We start from the raw sequence: 16,507 nt of genomic DNA, 5'->3' as shown, positions 1-16,507 counted from the left end.
ATACCCCAGGGGGGTATACGGTTCTTGCTGTCGGCAGGAACCGCTACCGCCACATGACCTTGGGGGCTCTCATGCAGCACGGAACTCACACCCAGCACGGCGAGCGCGAGCACCACGGACACCACGAGCACGGCGAGCACGAACACCACGAGCACCGTGACCACCAGCACCGAGACGACCACGGCCACCAGGGCCACCAAGCCGCAGAGAACAACCACCAGCACCACCAGCACGGCACCGGCAAGGTGAGCTGGTCCATGGCCGCCCAGGCCACCCTCCACTGCCTCACCGGCTGCGCCATCGGCGAGGTCCTGGGCATGGTCATCGGCACGGCCCTGGGCTGGAGCACCCTGCCCACGATGGCCCTCGCCATCACCCTGGCCTTCTTCTTCGGTTACGCGCTCACCCTGCGCGGCATCCTCAAGGCCGGCGTGGACTTCAGGACCGCCTTCCGGGTGGCCCTCGCCGCCGACACGCTGTCCATCGCCGTCATGGAGCTGATCGACAACGGCGTACTGGCCCTATGGCCCGGCGCGATGGACGCGCACCTCACCGACGGGTTCTTCTGGGGCGTCCTCGCCTTCGCCCTCTTCGCCGCCTTCGTCATCACCACACCCGTCAACAAGTGGATGATCGGCCGCGGCAAGGGCCACGCGGTGGTGCACCAGTACCACCACTGAGCACGGGGTACCGCCAGGGGGTATCAGAGCTCCGGGCCGTCCCCCGGCTCCTCCTGGTACGAGTACCGCTGCTCCGTCCACGGGTCGCCGATGTTGTGATAGCCGCGCTCCTCCCAGAAGCCGCGGCGATCGGCGGTCATGTACTCCACGCCCCGGACCCACTTGGGCCCCTTCCAGGCGTACAGGTGCGGCACGATGAGCCGCAGCGGGAACCCGTGTTCGGCGGTGAGCAGCTCACCGTCCTTGTGGGTGGCGAAAATCGTTCGGTCCGAAGCGAAGTCGGAGAGCCGCATGTTCGCACTGAATCCGTACTCCGCCCACACCATCACATGCGTGACGGCGGCGGCCGGCGGCGCGAGTTCGAGGATCGTACGGGCGGGGACCCCACCCCATTCGGCCCCCAGCATGCTGTACTTCGTGACGCAGTGCAGGTCGGCCACCACCGTCGAGAAGGGCAGCGCCGAGAACTCCTCGTGGTTCCAGGTGTGCTTGTCGCCGCCAGCCGTGGCGCCGAAGACCCTGAACTCCCAGCGGTCCGGCTTGAACTTGGGGACCGGCCCGTAGTGGGTTACCGGCCAGCCGCGCTGAAGCCGCTGCCCCGGTGGAAGCTCGGACTCCCCTGCTGCCCGGTGTTCCCCGCTCCCTGGCTGACCCATGTCTCAATGGTGACAGACCGGGAGGGGTGGTCATGACCAGCGACGAGGCCGATTCGGGCAACTCCTACTAAGCGTGCACTTACTGGACGGCCTGGATCAGCGGTGCGAGGATGCGCGGCATCTGACCCGTTCACACGCGCGGAAGGAGCCTCTGCGATGCAGGGCGACCCCGAGGTCATCGAGTTCCTCAACGAGCAGCTCACCGCCGAGCTCACGGCGATCAACCAGTACTTCCTGCACGCGAAGATGCAGGAGAACTTCGGGTGGACGAAGCTCGCGAAATACACCCGTGCGGAGTCGTTCGACGAGATGAAGCACGCCGAGGTGCTGACCGACCGGATCCTCTTCCTGGAGGGCCTGCCGAACTACCAGCGGCTCTTCCACGTCCGCATCGGCCAGACCGTGATGGAGATGTTCCAGGCGGACCGGCAGGTCGAGGTCGAGGCGATCGACCGGCTCAGGCGGGGCATCGAGGTCATGCGGAGCAAGGGCGACATCACGTCGGCGAACATCTTCGAGTCGATCCTGGCGGACGAGGAGCACCACATCGACTACCTCGACACGCAGATCGACCTCGTCAACAAGCTCGGTGAGGCGCTCTACCTGGCCCAGCTCATCGAGCAGCCGGACAGCTAGGTGGCGCGAGCCCGACGGCGTCCGGCGGGGCCTAAGCGGCTTCGGGGAGCTCGACGACGGCGTCCACGGCTCCGTCGGCGACGAGGGAGTCCACGGCTCCGTCGGCCATGAGCGCGGGCTTCCCCTGGTCCACCAGCTCACGCCGGGGGCAGTTCCCACGGCCGAGGATCGCCTGTATGCGGCGTACGCAGGAGCCGCAGTCCGTGCCGGCCTTGCACGCCGACGCTATCTGGCGAGGGGTGCAGGCACCGGCGTCCGCGTGTTCCTTGACCTGCTTCTCGGTGACACCGAAGCACGAGCAGACGTACACGCGGTTCACCTCCCTGCGGGGCTCGACGGGATCTGTGGCTGGAGACCCCGCCCTTGATCGGTGAGGCTAACCTAACCTTACCCGCAGCCCCCGGCGTGCAAAAGCCCGGCAAACGGCGATGGGGCGCGGATCACACGGATCCGCGCCCCATCGGCACGTCAAGGCGATTTCACGCCAAGAACAGAGTCGACCAAGATCACAGTCGACCAAGATCACTGGTCCCGGTACATCTCCGCGACCAGGAACGCCAGGTCCAGCGACTGGCTGCGGTTGAGCCGCGGGTCGCAGGCCGTCTCGTAGCGCTGGTGCAGGTCGTCGACGAAGATCTCGTCGCCGCCGCCCACGCACTCGGTGACGTCGTCACCGGTCAGCTCCACGTGGATGCCGCCCGGGTGCGTACCCAGCTCCTTGTGGACCTCGAAGAAGCCCTTGACCTCGTCGAGCACGTCGTCGAAACGGCGCGTCTTGTGGCCGGAGGCCGCCTCGAAGGTGTTGCCGTGCATCGGGTCGGTCACCCAGGCCACGGTGGCACCGGACGCGGTGACCTTCTCGACCAGCTCGGGGAGCTTGTCGCGGACCTTGTCGGCGCCCATGCGGACGATGAAGGTCAGCCGGCCCGGCTCCCGCTCCGGGTCGAGACGGTCGACGTACGTCAGCGCCTCGTCGACCGTGGTCGTCGGGCCCAGCTTGATGCCGATCGGGTTGCGGATCCTCGACGCGAACTCGATGTGCGCCCCGTCGAGCTGGCGGGTGCGCTCGCCGATCCACACCATGTGGCCCGAGGTGTCGTAGAGCTGCCCCGTCCGGGAGTCGACGCGGGTCAGCGCCGACTCGTAGTCGAGCAGCAGCGCCTCGTGGGAGGCGTAGAACTCCACCGTGCGGAACTCTGCCGGGTCGGTGCCGCAGGCCTTCATGAAGTTCAGCGCGTTGTCGATCTCGCGCGCGAGCTGCTCGTAGCGCTGGCCCGACGGCGAGGACTTCACGAAGTCCTGGTTCCAGGCGTGCACCTGGCGGAGGTCGGCGTAACCACCGGTGGTGAAGGCGCGCACCAGGTTCAGCGTCGAGGCGGACGCCTGGTACATGCGCTTCAGCCGCTCCGGGTCCGGGACCCGGGCCTCCTCGGTGAACTCGAAGCCGTTGACGGAGTCGCCCCGGTACGTCGGCAGCGTCACCCCGTCGCGGGTCTCGGTCGGCTTGGAGCGCGGCTTGGAGTACTGGCCCGCGATCCGGCCCACCTTCACGACGGGCACGGAGGCGGCGTACGTCAGCACGGCGCCCATCTGGAGCAGGGTCTTGAGCTTGTTACGGATGTGGTCGGCCGACACGGCGTCGAAGGCCTCGGCGCAGTCGCCGCCCTGGAGCAGGAACGCCTCGCCCCTGGCGACGGCTCCCATCCGGGCGCGCAGCAGATCGCACTCGCCCGCGAAGACGAGCGGCGGATACGACTCGAGGTCCGCGATCACATCGCGCAGAGCCTCGGCATCGGGGTACTCGGGCTGCTGCGCCGCGGGCAGGTCTCGCCAGGTGTTGCCACCGGTTGCGGTGGACTTAGCGTTCACGGTCACGTGCACAACCTTACGGGGTCTTCCCATTCGTCCATTTAGGCGCTCACCTGATGAGACAACGAATCTTGATGGCTCTCCCGGTTCCGTGCGGTAGGGTGCGGCCCATGTTCGCGCTTTCGACCCAGAACTGGTGGTGGACCGCTCATCCGGCGGCCCACTGACTGCGCGTACACCGACACACGCGAAGGCCGCCCGAGGGGCGGCCTTCTTCGTTTCGTACGGGCCGTTCCTCTCCATCCGGATCCACCCGGATCCATCCGGATCCACCCGGATCCATCCGACTGGAAGGAACAGCCCGTGGACCTCTCCCGACTGCTCGACGACTCCTGCCCGCCCTTCGCCCTGCTGCGCCGCCGCACCCCGGGCCGCGATCACGACACGGTCGAGGTGCTGATCGGTGCCGTGCACGAGGCGGAGCACCTCGCGGACATCCCCGTCGGTGACCGGCCCACCCTGGCCCTGGTGCCGTTCCGGCAACTGCGCGAGCGGGGCTTCGACGTACGGGACGACGGCACGCCGCTGTCCGTGCTGGTCGCCGACGAGGCGTACGAGCTCCCGCTCGCCACCGCCCTGGAGCGGCTTCCCGCGCACGACGTGAACGTCGAGGCGGGTGCCTTCGACGTGTCCGACGAGGAGTACGCGCGGACGGTCCGCCGGGTGATCGAGGACGAGATCGGGCGCGGCGAGGGGGCGAACTTCGTCATCCGCCGCACGTACCGGGGCCGTATCCCCGGGTTCGGGCGGCGGGACGCGCTGGCGCTGTTCCGGCGGCTGCTGGACGGGGAGCGGGGCGCGTACTGGACCTTCGTCGTGCACACCGGGAACCGCACCCTGGTCGGGGCCAGCCCCGAGGTGCACGTGCGGATGTCGGGCGGGACGGTCGTGATGAACCCGATCAGCGGCACGTACCGCTACCCCGCCGCCGGGCCCACCGCCGAGGACCTGCTGTCCTTCCTCGCCGACCGCAAGGAGACCGAGGAGCTCTCCATGGTCGTGGACGAGGAGCTGAAGATGATGTGCACGGTCGGCGACATGGGCGGGGTGGTCGTCGGGCCGCGGCTGAAGGAGATGGCGCACCTCGCGCACACCGAGTACGAGCTGCGCGGGCGCTCGTCGCTGGACGTGAGGGATGTGCTGCGCGAGACGATGTTCGCGGCGACGGTCACCGGGTCGCCGGTGCAGAACGCCTGCCGGGTCATCGAGCGCCATGAGCCCCTCGGGCGGGACGGGGCCGGGCGCGGCTACTACGCGGGGGCGCTGGCGCTGCTCGGTACGGACGCGGGCGGGGCGCAGACCCTGGACTCGCCGATCCTGATCCGTACCGCCGACATCGCGGCCGACGGCGAGCTGCGCGTCCCGGTCGGCGCCACGCTGGTGCGGCACTCGGACCCGGCGGGCGAGGTCGCCGAGACGCACGCGAAGGCGGCGGGGGTGCTGGCGGCGCTGGGGGTACGCCCCGGGCGGCCGCGCGAGGAGTCCGTACGGCCCCGGCTCGCGGACGATCCGCGCGTCCGGGCGGCCCTGGACGCGCGGCGGGCGGACCTGGCGCCGTTCTGGCTGCGGATGCAGGAGCCGAGCGCCGAGCCGGCCGGGCACGCCCTGGTGGTGGACGGGGAGGACACGTTCACCGCGATGCTCGCGCACCTGCTGCGCTCCTCGGGTCTGGAGGTCACCGTCCGCCGGTTCGACGAGCCGGGGCTGCGGGAGGCGGCGCTGGCGCACGAGGGCCCGGTGGTGCTGGGTCCCGGGCCGGGCGACCCCGGCGACCTGGCCGACCCGAAGATGCGCTCCCTGCGGGCGCTGGCCGCCGGACTCGTGCGCGGCCACCGGCACGGGCTGCTGGGCGTGTGCCTCGGCCATGAGCTGATCGCGGCCGAGCTGGGCCTGGACCTCGTGCGCAAGGCGGTGCCCTTCCAGGGCGCACAGGTGCGGATCGACCTGTTCGGTACGGAGGAGACCGTCGGGTTCTACAACAGCTTCACCGCCCGGTGCGACCGGGAGGCGGCGGCCGAGCTGGCGGCGCACGGCGTGGAGGTGAGCCGTGACCCGGTGACCGACGAGGTGCACGCGCTGCGCGGGCCGGGCTTCGCGGGCGTGCAGTTCCACCCGGAGTCGGTACTGACGCTGCGGGGCGCGTCGATCGTGCGGGACCTGGTGCGGGCGCTGGACGTCAGCCGGAGGTGAGGCCACCGCCGCCCGACGTCCGCCCCCGCCACGGAACCGTCAGCCGAAGAAGACGCCGACCTCCTCGTACAGCCCGGGGTCCACCGTCTTCAGCTTCGCGGTCGCCTCACCGATCGGTACGCGGACGATGTCCGTGCCGCGCAGGGCGACCATGGTGCCGAAGTCGCCGTCCCGGACGGCGTCGATGGCGTGCAGCCCGAACCGGGTGGCCAGCCAGCGGTCGAAGGCGCTCGGTGTGCCGCCGCGCTGGACGTGGCCGAGGACGGTGGTGCGCGCCTCCTTCCCGGTCCGTTTCTCGATCTCCTTGGCGAGCCACTCGCCGACCCCCGAGAGCCGGACGTGGCCGAAGGAGTCCAGCGTCCCGTCCTTGAGGACCATGTCGCCGTCCTTGGGCATGGCGCCCTCGGCGACGACGACGATCGGCGCGTACGACGCCCGGAAGCGGGAGGTCACCCAGGAGCAGACCTGCTCCACGTCGAAGCGCTGCTCGGGAATGAGGATCACGTTGGCGCCGCCGGCCAGGCCGGAGTGCAGGGCTATCCAGCCGGCGTGACGGCCCATCACCTCCACCACCAGCACGCGCATGTGGGACTCGGCGGTGGTGTGGAGACGGTCGATGGCCTCCGTCGCGATGCCGACGGCCGTGTCGAAGCCGAAGGTGTAGTCGGTGGCGGACAGGTCGTTGTCGATGGTCTTCGGTACGCCGACGCACGGGATGCCGTACTCGCCGCTCAGGCGGGCGGCGACGCCCAGGGTGTCCTCGCCGCCGATCGTGATCAGCGCTTCCACGTCGTGCTTGGCGAGGGTGTCCTTGATGCGGCGGACACCGTCCGCCGCCGTGAGGGGATTGGTGCGCGAGGAGCCGAGGATGGTGCCGCCGCGCGGCAGGATGCCGCGCACGGCCGGGATGTCGAGCCGTACGGTGTCGCCCTCCAGGGGGCCGCGCCAGCCGTCGCGGAAGCCGGTGAAGGCGTAGCCGTACTCCTGGACGCCCTTGCGGACGATGGCGCGGATGACCGCGTTGAGACCGGGGCAGTCGCCGCCTCCGGTCAGTACTCCGACCCGCATGGATCATTCCCTTCGCCGTCACGGGGACGATGGAGACGTACGCGGGTCACGCTAATGGTGACGTACGTCACTCCGGGACGGTACGAACGGTGAATTCCGGGCGGGCGTAGGAGAGTTACGCGCTACGCGTCGTCGAGGCCGCGCTCTATCGCGTACCGCACCAGCTCGACCCTGTTGTGGAGCTGGAGCTTGCCGAGCGTGTTCTGGACGTGGTTCTGGACGGTGCGGTGGGAGATGACCAGGCGCTCGGCGATCTGCTTGTAGCTCAGCCCCTTGGCGACCAGCCGCAGCACCTCGGTCTCGCGGTCGGTGAGCTGGGGGGCCTTCGGCTCGTCCGTGCCGGCGGCGGGCAGCGGCTCCGAGGCCAGGCGGCGGTACTCGCCGAGGACCAGGCCGGCCAGGCCCGGCGTGAAGACCGGGTCGCCGACGGCCGTGCGGCGCACGGCGTCGAGCAGCTCGGCGGTGCTGGCCGACTTCAGCAGGTACCCGGTCGCGCCGGACTTCACCGCCTCCAGGACGTCGGCGTGCTCGCCGCTCGCGGAGAGCACCAGCACCCGCAGCGCGGGGTTGGCCCCGACCAGCTCCTTGCAGACCTGGACGCCCGGCTTGGCGGGCAGGTTCAGGTCGAGGACCAGCACGTCCGGACCGGTGGCCTGGGCGCGGCGCACGGCCTGCTCGCCGTCGCCGGCCGTGGCCACCACGTCGAACCCGGCCTCGGCCAGGTCCCGGGCGACGGCGTCCCGCCACATCGGGTGGTCGTCGACCACCATCACCTTGATCTGCTGCTGCTCGCTCATCGTCCTGCCTTCCCCCGCGAGGCCCTTGCCTTCGGAACCTTCAATTCGACTTCTGTGCCCTGCCCCGGCACCGAGACCAGCTCGGCGGTGCCGCCCAGGTCCCGGAGCCTGCCCCGGATGGACTGCGCGACGCCGAGCCGCCCCTCGCCCTCCGCCTGCGCGAGCCGCCCCTCCGGGATGCCCGGGCCGTCGTCCCGTACCGTCACGATCACCTCGTCCGGCCAGTCCTCGACCAGGATCCAGGCGCGGGCACCATCACCCGCGTGTCTGTGGACATTGTCCAGGGCGGCACTGACAGCGGCCGCGAGCTCCTTCGCGGCGGCGGGCGGCAGCAGCACCGGAGCGCCCGGTTCCGAGAAGGTGACCCGGGCTCCGGCGTGCGGGGCGAGCAGGGTGCGCAGGTCGGCCGGTCCACCGTCGCCGGTTTCGTCGGTTTCATCGGGTTCGTCCACCTCGCGCACCACGGCGCCCAGGGACTCGTCCTCCGAGACGCGCGAGGTACGGGTCAGGCCGCCCGCGACCAGGGTGCGCAGCGCGACCTCCTGCTCGCCCGCCATCCGGCCCAGCTCGGCGGCCTCGCCGCCCAGGGCCGTGCCCCGGCGCTGGACCATGGCCAGCACCTGGAGGACCGAGTCGTGGATGTCGCGGGCCAGCCGCTCCCGCTCGCGGGTGGCGGCCTCGATCTCCAGGGCCCGCGCGAGGGTCCGCTCGGAGGCGCGGGCGACCTCGACGACGTAACCGATCGCTATGGAGGCCACCCACACCAGCAGCACGTTGTGCAGGGTGTCCCGGCTGGGGTGACCGCGCTCGACGATGTTGGCGACGGCGACCAGGGAGGAGGCGAACCCCGCCCAGCGCCAGCCGCCCTTGATGGCGTACGCGAGGACCGAGCCGGCCGTCCAGATGCTCGGCAGCGTCGGGCCGTCGACCGACTGGGCGTGCGCGTCGGCCAGGGGGGTGAGCAGGATGCCGGTGAGGGCGATGGTCAGGTCGGTGACGAGGAAGCGCTTGGTGCAGCTCGTCGCGCCGGCCACCTTCGGGAGCGTGGCCAGCGTCCAGACGCACATCACGGCGAGGAAGCCGACGGCCACCCAGGGGCGCTCGAACTTGTCCCGGGTGAAGACGAACAGGAGCACCGCGTACGCCATGGTCAGGACGCGGTAGGCGGTCAGCGCCCGCCACAGCGGCTGCTCGACGGACATGCGGACGACGCGCTCGCGTTTGGCCAACTTCCCCACCCCTGGACGGACGGCGCGGGCACGCGCCGGACCGCGGTTACGCGCCCGACTGCTCGCGCTCGGCCTTCGCCGCTTCCTTGGCGGCTTCCTTCGCCGCCTCCTTGGCGGCCTTCTCCGCGTCGGCGATCTGCCGCTTGGCCGCCGTCGCGTAGATGTCGACGTACTCCTGGCCGGAGAGCTTCATGATCTCGTACATCACCTCGTCGGTGACCGAGCGGAGGATGAAGCGGTCGCCGTCCATGCCCTTGTAGCGGCTGAAGTCCAGGGGCTTGCCGATCCGGATGCCCGGCCGCATCAGCTTGGGGATGACCTTGCCGGGCGGCTGGATCTTCTCGGTGTCGATCATGGCGACCGGGATGACGGGCGCGCCGGTGGCCAGCGCCACGCGCGCGAGGCCACCCGGCTTGCCCCGGTAGAGCCGGCCGTCCGGCGAACGGGTGCCCTCCGGGTAGATGCCGAACAGCTCACCGCGCTCGATGACCTCGATACCGCTCCTGATCGCGGCCTCGCCCGCGCCGCGCGCACCCGAGCGGTCCACGGGCAACTGGCCGACGCCCTTGAAGAACGCGGCGGTGAGCTTGCCCTTCACACCGGGCGAGGTGAAGTACTCCGCCTTGGCGATGAAGGTCACCTTGCGGTCCAGGACCGCCGGCAGGAAGAACGAGTCGGAGAACGACAGGTGGTTGCTCGCGAGGATCGCCGGCCCCTCGGCGGGAATGTTCTCGAGGCCCTCCACCCAGGGCCTGAAAGCAAGCTTCAGCGACCCCCCGATGGAGAACTTCATTGCGCCGTAGATCAACTCGAGTGCCTCCTGTGTTCCGTCGATCAGACCTTAACCCGAGCGGGGCCCTCGCTCCCGCCCACGCCCGCGCACGGGCTGCCTCGCGCCCATGCGGGGGCGGTGACGGATCTGGTCGGTGTCAGCCCGGTCGCGTACGGTGAAGTACACCTTCCCGAGACCCATCGAACCCCCGAACAGGAGACCCCGGTGCCGGTCCTCCCTGGAGCCGAGCCGTACCGCCACGAGGGCGGAGAGGTCGGCGTGCTGCTCTGTCACGGCTTCACCGGTTCGCCGCAGTCGCTGCGTCCCTGGGCCGAATATCTGGCCGGGCGCGGCCTGACCGTGTCGCTGCCGCTGCTGCCCGGCCACGGCACGCGCTGGCAGGACATGCAGGTCACCGGCTGGCAGGACTGGTACGCCGAGGTGGACCGCGAGCTGCGCACGCTGCTGGAGCAGTGCCGGCAGGTCTTCGTCTTCGGCCTCTCCATGGGCGGCGCGCTGACGCTGCGGCTCGCCGCCAAGCACGGCGACGCCGTGCGGGGCATCGCCCTGGTGAACCCGGCGAACAAGGTGCACGGGCTCGCCGCCCACGCGCTGCCCGTCGTGCGCCACCTCATTCCGTCGCAGCCCGGCATCGTGAGCGACATCGCCAAGGAGGGCGTGGCGGAGCTCGGCTACGACCGGGTGCCGCTGCACGCCGCGCACTCGCTGCGGCAGTTCTTCCGGATCGTGGACCGCGAGCTGCCGCAGGTCACCCAGCCGGTGCTGCTGCTGCACAGCCCTCAGGACCATGTCGTGCCGCCCGCCGACTCGGCGCGGATCCTCAGCCGGATCTCCTCCACCGACGTCAAGGAGATCCTGCTGGAACAGAGCTACCACGTGGCGACGTTGGACCACGACGCGGAGCGGATCTTCGAGGAGAGTTACGCGTTCGTCGGCCGGCTCGCTCCGACTGCGGGCACGATGGGGTCCCCCATGCCGGAGGCCCGGGGAGGGAGCACGACCGGTGGCTGAACAGCACGACTCGGACAAGCGGGACGAGCAGCCGTTCGACGAGGAGGCGGCCTGGGCGGCGATCGTCGCCGGGTACGGCGAGGAGCCGGCCGATCCTCCGGGCGCCAAGCCGTTCAAGTCGATCGAGGACCTCGCCCTGCTGGAGGACGACGTCAACGACGTACCGGAGGGCCGATCGGCGGAGACCGGCAAGCCGGACAAGCCGCTCGGCAGCTCGGTGGTGTTCGCCCCGGGCGTCGGCATGGGCGGCCCGCGCGACTACGAGGTCGCCGAGGCGAAGGACGACGACCTCGACGAGACCGACGAGGGCCACTTCGTCCCGCCGGAGCCACCGCCGCTGCCGGAGGCCGACGCGACCGCCAAGTTCGCCTGGCTGGGGGTCGTCGGCGGCCCGGTGCTGATGCTCCTCGCGGTGATACTGCGCTGGGACATGACCTGGTGGCTCACGACCCTGTGCATCGGCGGCTTCCTGGGCGGCTTCGCCACCCTGGTGGCCCGGATGCGCAGCGGCGACGACGAGGACGACGACGACCCGGGCCGCGGCGCGGTGGTCTGATCCCACCGGGCGCCGTCAGACCGCCGGCACCCGCAGGGCCGCCAGCACCGGCAAATGGTCCGTGGCGGCCCTCAGGTCGGCGTCGGTGAGGCCCGGCAGGTCACGGGGGCCCGGGACGCCGCAGCCGAGCACCTCGATCCCCTTGGTGGCGAAGATCGCGTCGATCCGCTGGTGCGGGTCACCGGGGGTCGAGGTGTACTCGCCGCCCCAGGGCCGTACGGCCCAGCAGTCCTGGAGCTCGCCCGCAAGGCGCCGGAACGAGCGCCCGTCGGGCCGCTCGTTGATGTCGCCGGCCGCGATGGCGTGCGGTACGTCGAGGGCGGCCAGCCGGTCCAGGAGCATCCCGGCCTGGGCGTAGCGCTCCCGGGCCTGGAGGCTCAGGTGGCAGCTCAGCAGGCCGAGGCGGGCGCCCCCGATCCGTACGACCGCCGTCGCGAAGCCCCGCCGGTGCAGGCCGGGCGTGAGCGGCAGCAGCACGTCGTCCGTGCGCTCGACGGTCGCCCGCAGCGAGCACAGCAGCAGCGGCCCGCTCGCGGTCGCGCCCCCGCTCAGCACCAGCAGCTCGCTCTTCGCGGCGAGCCTGGCGGCGTGCTTGCGCCAGCGGAAGAAGCGGGGCGCCTCCTGGATCAGGACGAGGTCGGGCGCGCAGGCCCGGATCACGCGCGCCAGGGCGTCCTCGTCGTCCCGCATGGAGCGGATGTTGTAGCTGAGCACCCGGATCACGGCCGAACCGTCCGGCTCGGTGCGCGAGTTGGGCAGTTCGGTGATCGGCATACGAGCACGATATGACGGTGCCCGCCGCATCCGGGTGAGGACGCGGCGGGCACCGCCGTACGAGCGTGAGGTCAGCCCTGTCGGGCCAGGTCCGCCGCGCCGACCAGGCCGGCCTTGCCGCCGAGCCGGGCCGCGAGGACCTGGGCGTGCGGGCGGTACTGGCCGCCCACCAGCCAGCGGCGGAACGACTTGCGGATCGGCTCCAGGACCAGCTCACCCTCGTCCGAGACGCCGCCGCCCACGATGAACGCCGAGGGGTCGAACAGCGAGGCCAGGTCGGCCAGGCCCGCGCCGGCCCAGCGGGCCAGCTCCCGGAAGGAGTCCACCGCGACCGGGCAGCCCTGACGGGCGGCGTCGCTGATGTGCTTGCCCTGGATGCCCTCGGGGGTGCCGTCCCCGAGGCCCAGCAGGATCGTGGCGTTCTCCGGGGTGGCGGCGGCGCGCTGCTTGGCGTACCGCACGAGGGCGCGCCCCGACGCGTACTGCTCCCAGCAGCCCTGGCTGCCGCAGCCGCACAGCAGGCCGTCGGGGACGACCCGGATGTGGCCGAACTCGGCGGCCACGCCGAAGCGGCCGCGGCGCAGCTTGTTGCCGATGATGATGCCGCCGCCGAGGCCGGTGCCGAGGGTGATGCAGATGACGTCCTCGTGGCCCTTGCCGGCACCGAACTTGTACTCGCCCCAGGCGGCGGCGTTCGCGTCGTTCTCCACGACCACCGGCAGGCCGACGCGCTGTTCGACCTTGTCCTTCAGCGGCTCGTGCCGCCAGTGGATGTTCGGCGCGAAGAGGACCGTGGCGCGCTTGTCGTCGACGTACCCGGCGGCACCGATGCCGACGGCCTCGATGTCATGACCCTTGCCGGCCTCGGAGACGGCGGCGCAGATCGCGTCGACGATGCCTTCGGCGGTCGGCGGGGTGGGCACCTTGTGGGTGTCGAGGATCGTGCCCTCTTCGTCGACCACTCCGGCCGCGATCTTCGTGCCGCCGATGTCGACGCCGATGGTGAGTCCCATGTGTCCCTCAGTTTTCGGTCGAGCCCCGCTACGGCCAACCGTACCCGGTGTCAGTCCAGGTCGATGTGCTCGGTCGGGCCGGGGCCGCCGTCGTCCTCCTTCCGGCCCGGGGGCGGGGTGTCCGGTCCCCGGGTCCAGCGGCGCTCCTGGCCCTCGACGGCGGAGCGGTAGGCGGCCAGCAGTTCCTGGCCGGCGGCCGCGAGGTGGTCGAAGACCTGCGGGTTGCGCTCGATCACCGGCTCGACGGCGGCCTTCGCCTGGCTGACGAACTGCTGTACGGCACTCTGGGCGCCGGTGCCGAGCAGCGGGGTGCGCAGGGAGGCGACCTTGTCGGCGACCGCGTCGACGAGCTTGCGCAGCTCCTCGGCGGCGGCCCCGGGCGGCGGGCTCTCGGTGCCGCGGCGGCGCGCCCTCTCGGCCGCCAGGTCCTCGGCGCAGGCCTTGGCCCAGGCGTCGGCGTCCCACGCGTCGGCGTCGGGATGCTGGGTGGCATCGCTCATGGCGTACTCCTGCGGCGGCGTGGCGTGAAACTCCCGAATACTCCCGACGTTACCGCGTGCGGGGCCACAAATCCGGGTCGGGTGTGAAGCGGACGCTCAGCACCCCGTCCGCGAGGCCCGCCCCGGAGACGGTGCAGCGGCGCAGCGCGGACGGCAGCGGGACGACGCGGCGGAACGGCCCGACCGTGAGCACCAGTTCGTCGCCGCGCCGCACGAGGCCGAGGTCGGGCTTGGCCGCGCCGGGCAGCGGGATGCGCCAGACCAGGACGCCGTCGGGGTCGCGCCGGTCCTCGACGGTCCAGTCCGGTGCGGGGGCCGCGGCGGGGGCGGCGGGCGGCTCCAGCAGGGCGAGGTCGTCGGCGGTGCGCGGGTCGCGGCCGAGGTGCGGCAGCTCGTGCACCTGGTCGCCCAGCGCCTTGACGTGCGTCTGCTGCTGGGCGGCCAGGCCGGACAGCCAGGGGTCGGGGGACTCGGTGGGCAGCATCCGGTTGGCGACGACCGGGTCCAGGGCGATGCGGTGCAGGGCCAGGCCCGCGCGGGCGGCGCGCAGGGCGCCGGCGGCGGCCGGGCCGGGCTCGGCGACCAGCCGGACGGTGGTCTCCGGGTCGTCGATCATGGCCTGGACGGCGGCGAGTTCGGTGTCCCAGCGGGCGGCGGTCTCGTACAGCCACTCGGCGGGCATCGGTACGCCGGCGAGCTGGGCCAGCATCGGGCGCAGCGCGCGGGCGGCCTGCCGCTCGGGCGGCAGCAGGCGGCGCAGGTAGCGGCGGAGCTGCTCGGGCAGGGCGAGCACGGCGACGGCGTCGGGGACGGGCGGCAGGTCGGCCACGACGAGGTCCCAGTCGCCGGCGGCGGCGTCCCTGAGGGCGCGCAGCAGGGCGAACCGGTCGCTGCCGGGCAGTTCGGTGAGCTCCTCGTCGGCGAGCGGAGTGGCGCCGAGCAGCCCGAGGGCGGTGGCGGCGCGCTCCTGGAAGGCGAGGATCTCGGCGCGGAAGTGGGCGCCGGAGTCGATGCGGCGCACGACCGGCCGGTCGCCGTCTCCGTCGCCGGACGAGTCGTCGAACCAGCCGTCGGGCACGGCGGGGTCACCGGTGAGGAACAGGACGCGCTGCCCGCGCCGGGCCCCGCCGAGGGCGGTCGCGGCGGCGACGGTCGTACGCCCGGCGCCGCCGGGCCCGGTGACCAGGATGGTTCGCATGCCCGAGACGCTACCGGGACGTACCGGTGTCAGGAGGCGGCGGGGGTGGACTCCACGCGCTTCTTCAGGCCGGCCAGCGCGCGGTCGATGATGACCTTCTCGGCCTTCCGCTTGATCATGCCCAGCATGGGGATCTTGACGTCGACGGTGAGCTGGTACGTCACCTCGGTGCGGGTGCCGCCGGCGAGCGGGCTCAGGCGGTAGGAGCCGTCCAGGGCGCGGAGCATCTGGGACTTGACCAGCGTCCAGCTCACCTCGTTCTCGCCGGTCCAGGTGTACGCCAGGGTGTGGTCGTCCTTGATCGCGCCGGCGTCCAGCAGCAGGCGGACCTTCTCGGCGCGGCCGGCGGCGTCCTTCTCCAGGACCTCCGCCTCCTTCACCTCGCCCGTCCACTCCGGGTAGCGGGCGAAGTCGGCGATCACTCCCATGACGTCGGCCGGTGCCGCCTCGATCTCAATGCTCGAGCTGGTGTGTTCCGCCATCGCCGTGGCTCCTCCAGTGCGGTACCGGGTTCCTGTGGGGTGAAGGCTATCGCGTGGGCGGCCGTCACCATTCCAGGGCCCATGGCCTCCCGGTCGCCGCGAAATGTCCCACGTTCACGCACTCGGTCGCGCCCACCCTCATCCGCCGCACCAGCGGCTGGTGGACGTGGCCGAACAGGGCGTACCGGGGCTTGGTCCGCCGGATCGCCGCGAGCAGGGCCGTGCTGCCGCGCTCGAAGCGCCGGGCCACCGTGTCGTAGGTCAGTTCCGGCACCTCCGGGGGGATGTGCGAGCACAGCACGTCGACCTCGCCCAGGGCCTCGACCTTGGCCGCGTACTCCTCGTCGGAGATCTCGTACGGGGTTCGCATCGGGGTCCGCAGCCCGCCGCCCACGAAGCCGAAGACGCGGCCGCCGAGCTCGACGCGCTGGCCGTCCAGGACGGTGGTGCCGGGGCCGGCGTACTCGTGCCAGAGGCCGGGGATGTCGACATTTCCGTACGTGGCGTACGTGGGCGTCGGGAAGGCCGCGAACATCGCGGCGTACTGGCGGCGCACCGCCGACTCGATGGCCGTCTCGCGGTCCATGTCCAGTTCGGCCCACAGCCGGCGGCCGAACTCCCGGGCCTCGTCGAAGCGGCGGGCGGTGCGCAGCTCCACGATCCGGTCCGCGTTCTCGACGCCGAAGAGGTCGGGGAAGATCCCGCGGGCGTGGTCGTGGTAGTCGAGGAAGAGCACCAGGTCACCGAGGCATATCAGGGCGTCGGCGCCCTCCCCCGCCGTGGCCAGGCCCTCGGCGTTCCCGTGCACGTCACTGACCACATGGACTCGCATGGGAACCCACCTTAGGCGGTCGGACCTGCGGTTACTTCCGAGTCGTCACAGGTGTGGACTACTGTGCGCGAAGCACCGCCAATTACGTGTGACGCAGCGAACATCTGGCCAGCGCCCCTATCCGGAACCGAGTACTGGTGGGTAACGTCCGGGCAGTCCAGTCGTGCTCACCCCCACCGAGCACCTGCCCGATCTTGGACCGCAACCGGTGCATCACACAGAG

Annotated in this window: 19 protein-coding genes; 6 read left to right on the top strand and 13 right to left on the bottom strand. The window is 71.5% G+C overall.

Going from position 1 to position 16,507, the window contains the following annotated elements; genetic code table 11:
* The first annotated feature begins 71 nt into the window (after positions 1-71).
* Positions 72-680: a DUF4396 domain-containing protein gene (locus ACZ46W_RS13400; RefSeq protein ID WP_468335994.1), complete on the top strand. Its 609-nt coding sequence runs from the start codon at positions 72-74 to the stop codon at positions 678-680.
* 23 nt (positions 681-703) lie between these two features.
* On the opposite strand, the gene ACZ46W_RS13395 is transcribed toward ACZ46W_RS13400, so the two are convergent.
* Positions 704-1,336, bottom strand: a complete 633-nt coding sequence (locus ACZ46W_RS13395; protein ID WP_468335991.1) for a sulfite oxidase-like oxidoreductase — start codon at positions 1,334-1,336, stop codon at positions 704-706.
* Between the two features lie 156 nt (positions 1,337-1,492).
* Between ACZ46W_RS13395 and bfr the strand changes: the two genes are divergently transcribed.
* Positions 1,493-1,972 carry a bacterioferritin gene (gene bfr / locus ACZ46W_RS13390; protein ID WP_468335989.1) on the top strand — a complete coding sequence of 160 codons (480 nt, stop codon included), beginning with the start codon at positions 1,493-1,495 and terminating at the stop codon, positions 1,970-1,972.
* 31 nt (positions 1,973-2,003) lie between these two features.
* Here bfr and ACZ46W_RS13385 read toward each other — a convergent pair whose 3' ends face one another.
* Complete coding sequence (locus tag ACZ46W_RS13385) at positions 2,004-2,291, bottom strand: (2Fe-2S)-binding protein (RefSeq protein ID WP_468335986.1); 288 nt, start codon at positions 2,289-2,291, stop codon at positions 2,004-2,006.
* Positions 2,292-2,494: 203 nt separating this feature from the next.
* Positions 2,495-3,841, bottom strand: a complete 1,347-nt coding sequence (locus ACZ46W_RS13380; RefSeq protein ID WP_468336993.1) for a class II 3-deoxy-7-phosphoheptulonate synthase — start codon at positions 3,839-3,841, stop codon at positions 2,495-2,497.
* 56 nt (positions 3,842-3,897) lie between these two features.
* Between ACZ46W_RS13380 and ACZ46W_RS13375 the strand changes: the two genes are divergently transcribed.
* The gene (locus ACZ46W_RS13375; RefSeq protein WP_468335983.1) at positions 3,898-4,008 is read left to right on the top strand and encodes a trp operon leader peptide; all 111 of its coding nucleotides are present in this window, start codon (positions 3,898-3,900) and stop codon (positions 4,006-4,008) included.
* A gap of 136 nt (positions 4,009-4,144) precedes the next feature.
* A complete protein-coding gene (locus tag ACZ46W_RS13370; RefSeq protein ID WP_468335980.1) occupies positions 4,145-6,031 on the top strand; it encodes an anthranilate synthase family protein in 1,887 nt (628 codons plus the stop codon).
* Between the two features lie 39 nt (positions 6,032-6,070).
* Here ACZ46W_RS13370 and ACZ46W_RS13365 read toward each other — a convergent pair whose 3' ends face one another.
* The 4 genes from ACZ46W_RS13365 to ACZ46W_RS13350 all read right to left on the bottom strand — a co-directional run bounded on the left by ACZ46W_RS13365 (position 6,071) and on the right by ACZ46W_RS13350 (position 9,918).
* Positions 6,071-7,099 (bottom strand): 6-phosphofructokinase, encoded by a 1,029-nt coding sequence (locus ACZ46W_RS13365; RefSeq protein ID WP_468335977.1) that lies wholly within the window; start codon positions 7,097-7,099, stop codon positions 6,071-6,073.
* Between the two features lie 122 nt (positions 7,100-7,221).
* Positions 7,222-7,896, bottom strand: a complete 675-nt coding sequence (locus tag ACZ46W_RS13360; RefSeq protein ID WP_468335974.1) for a response regulator — start codon at positions 7,894-7,896, stop codon at positions 7,222-7,224.
* Entirely contained in the window at positions 7,893-9,125 is a 1,233-nt protein-coding gene (macS, locus tag ACZ46W_RS13355) for a MacS family sensor histidine kinase (protein ID WP_468335971.1), read from the bottom strand. The genes ACZ46W_RS13360 and macS overlap by 4 nt, the downstream gene beginning before the upstream one ends.
* Before the next feature lie 46 nt (positions 9,126-9,171).
* Positions 9,172-9,918, bottom strand: coding sequence for a lysophospholipid acyltransferase family protein (locus ACZ46W_RS13350; protein ID WP_366129581.1), 747 nt, complete (start codon positions 9,916-9,918; stop codon positions 9,172-9,174).
* 204 nt (positions 9,919-10,122) lie between these two features.
* On the opposite strand from ACZ46W_RS13350, the gene ACZ46W_RS13345 reads away from it, so the two are divergent.
* Both ACZ46W_RS13345 and ACZ46W_RS13340 read left to right on the top strand, forming a co-directional pair.
* The gene (locus ACZ46W_RS13345; protein ID WP_468335968.1) at positions 10,123-10,929 is read left to right on the top strand and encodes an alpha/beta hydrolase; all 807 of its coding nucleotides are present in this window, start codon (positions 10,123-10,125) and stop codon (positions 10,927-10,929) included.
* Complete coding sequence (locus ACZ46W_RS13340; protein WP_468335965.1) at positions 10,922-11,485, top strand: hypothetical protein; 564 nt, start codon at positions 10,922-10,924, stop codon at positions 11,483-11,485. Before ACZ46W_RS13345 ends, ACZ46W_RS13340 begins: the two co-directional genes overlap by 8 nt.
* Before the next feature lie 15 nt (positions 11,486-11,500).
* Here the strand turns inward: ACZ46W_RS13340 and ACZ46W_RS13335 are convergent, their stop codons facing one another.
* From ACZ46W_RS13335 to ACZ46W_RS13310, 6 genes are all read right to left on the bottom strand, one after another.
* The gene (locus ACZ46W_RS13335) at positions 11,501-12,259 is read right to left on the bottom strand and encodes an endonuclease/exonuclease/phosphatase family protein (RefSeq protein WP_468335962.1); all 759 of its coding nucleotides are present in this window, start codon (positions 12,257-12,259) and stop codon (positions 11,501-11,503) included.
* A 71-nt stretch (positions 12,260-12,330) separates the two neighbouring features.
* On the bottom strand, positions 12,331-13,272 hold the full coding sequence (locus tag ACZ46W_RS13330) for an ROK family glucokinase (RefSeq protein WP_468335959.1): 942 nt from the start codon (positions 13,270-13,272) through the stop codon (positions 12,331-12,333).
* A gap of 50 nt (positions 13,273-13,322) precedes the next feature.
* A complete protein-coding gene (locus ACZ46W_RS13325) occupies positions 13,323-13,772 on the bottom strand; it encodes a DUF5304 domain-containing protein (protein ID WP_468335956.1) in 450 nt (149 codons plus the stop codon).
* Positions 13,773-13,821: 49 nt separating this feature from the next.
* A complete protein-coding gene (locus ACZ46W_RS13320; protein WP_468335953.1) occupies positions 13,822-14,970 on the bottom strand; it encodes an ArsA family ATPase in 1,149 nt (382 codons plus the stop codon).
* A gap of 29 nt (positions 14,971-14,999) precedes the next feature.
* Positions 15,000-15,452, bottom strand: coding sequence for an SRPBCC family protein (locus ACZ46W_RS13315; protein ID WP_468335950.1), 453 nt, complete (start codon positions 15,450-15,452; stop codon positions 15,000-15,002).
* Between the two features lie 64 nt (positions 15,453-15,516).
* Entirely contained in the window at positions 15,517-16,284 is a 768-nt protein-coding gene (locus ACZ46W_RS13310; protein ID WP_468335947.1) for a metallophosphoesterase family protein, read from the bottom strand.
* Positions 16,285-16,507 lie beyond the last annotated feature (223 nt).

It is taken from the genome of Streptomyces sp. NPDC031064, assembly GCF_055570965.1.
The sequence above is the reverse complement of the archived record's forward strand: the minus strand, read 5'-3'. Positions and strand labels throughout refer to the sequence as shown.

Bases quoted from the DNA above. Each gene is read 5' to 3' on its own strand.
- ACZ46W_RS13400 (WP_468335994.1), top strand. From the start codon at position 72: ATGCAGCACGGAACTCACACCCAGCACGGCGAGCGCGAGCACCACGGA.
- ACZ46W_RS13395 (WP_468335991.1), bottom strand. From the start codon at position 1,336: ATGGGTCAGCCAGGGAGCGGGGAACACCGGGCAGCAGGGGAGTCCGAG.
- bfr (WP_468335989.1), top strand. From the start codon at position 1,493: ATGCAGGGCGACCCCGAGGTCATCGAGTTCCTCAACGAGCAGCTCACC.
- ACZ46W_RS13375 (WP_468335983.1), top strand. From the start codon at position 3,898: ATGAGACAACGAATCTTGATGGCTCTCCCGGTTCCGTGCGGTAGGGTG.
- ACZ46W_RS13365 (WP_468335977.1), bottom strand. From the start codon at position 7,099: ATGCGGGTCGGAGTACTGACCGGAGGCGGCGACTGCCCCGGTCTCAAC.
- ACZ46W_RS13360 (WP_468335974.1), bottom strand. From the start codon at position 7,896: ATGAGCGAGCAGCAGCAGATCAAGGTGATGGTGGTCGACGACCACCCG.
- ACZ46W_RS13350 (WP_366129581.1), bottom strand. From the start codon at position 9,918: ATGAAGTTCTCCATCGGGGGGTCGCTGAAGCTTGCTTTCAGGCCCTGG.
- ACZ46W_RS13335 (WP_468335962.1), bottom strand. From the start codon at position 12,259: ATGCCGATCACCGAACTGCCCAACTCGCGCACCGAGCCGGACGGTTCG.
- ACZ46W_RS13330 (WP_468335959.1), bottom strand. From the start codon at position 13,272: ATGGGACTCACCATCGGCGTCGACATCGGCGGCACGAAGATCGCGGCC.
- ACZ46W_RS13325 (WP_468335956.1), bottom strand. From the start codon at position 13,772: ATGAGCGATGCCACCCAGCATCCCGACGCCGACGCGTGGGACGCCGAC.
- ACZ46W_RS13320 (WP_468335953.1), bottom strand. From the start codon at position 14,970: ATGCGAACCATCCTGGTCACCGGGCCCGGCGGCGCCGGGCGTACGACC.
- ACZ46W_RS13315 (WP_468335950.1), bottom strand. From the start codon at position 15,452: ATGGCGGAACACACCAGCTCGAGCATTGAGATCGAGGCGGCACCGGCC.
- ACZ46W_RS13310 (WP_468335947.1), bottom strand. From the start codon at position 16,284: ATGCGAGTCCATGTGGTCAGTGACGTGCACGGGAACGCCGAGGGCCTG.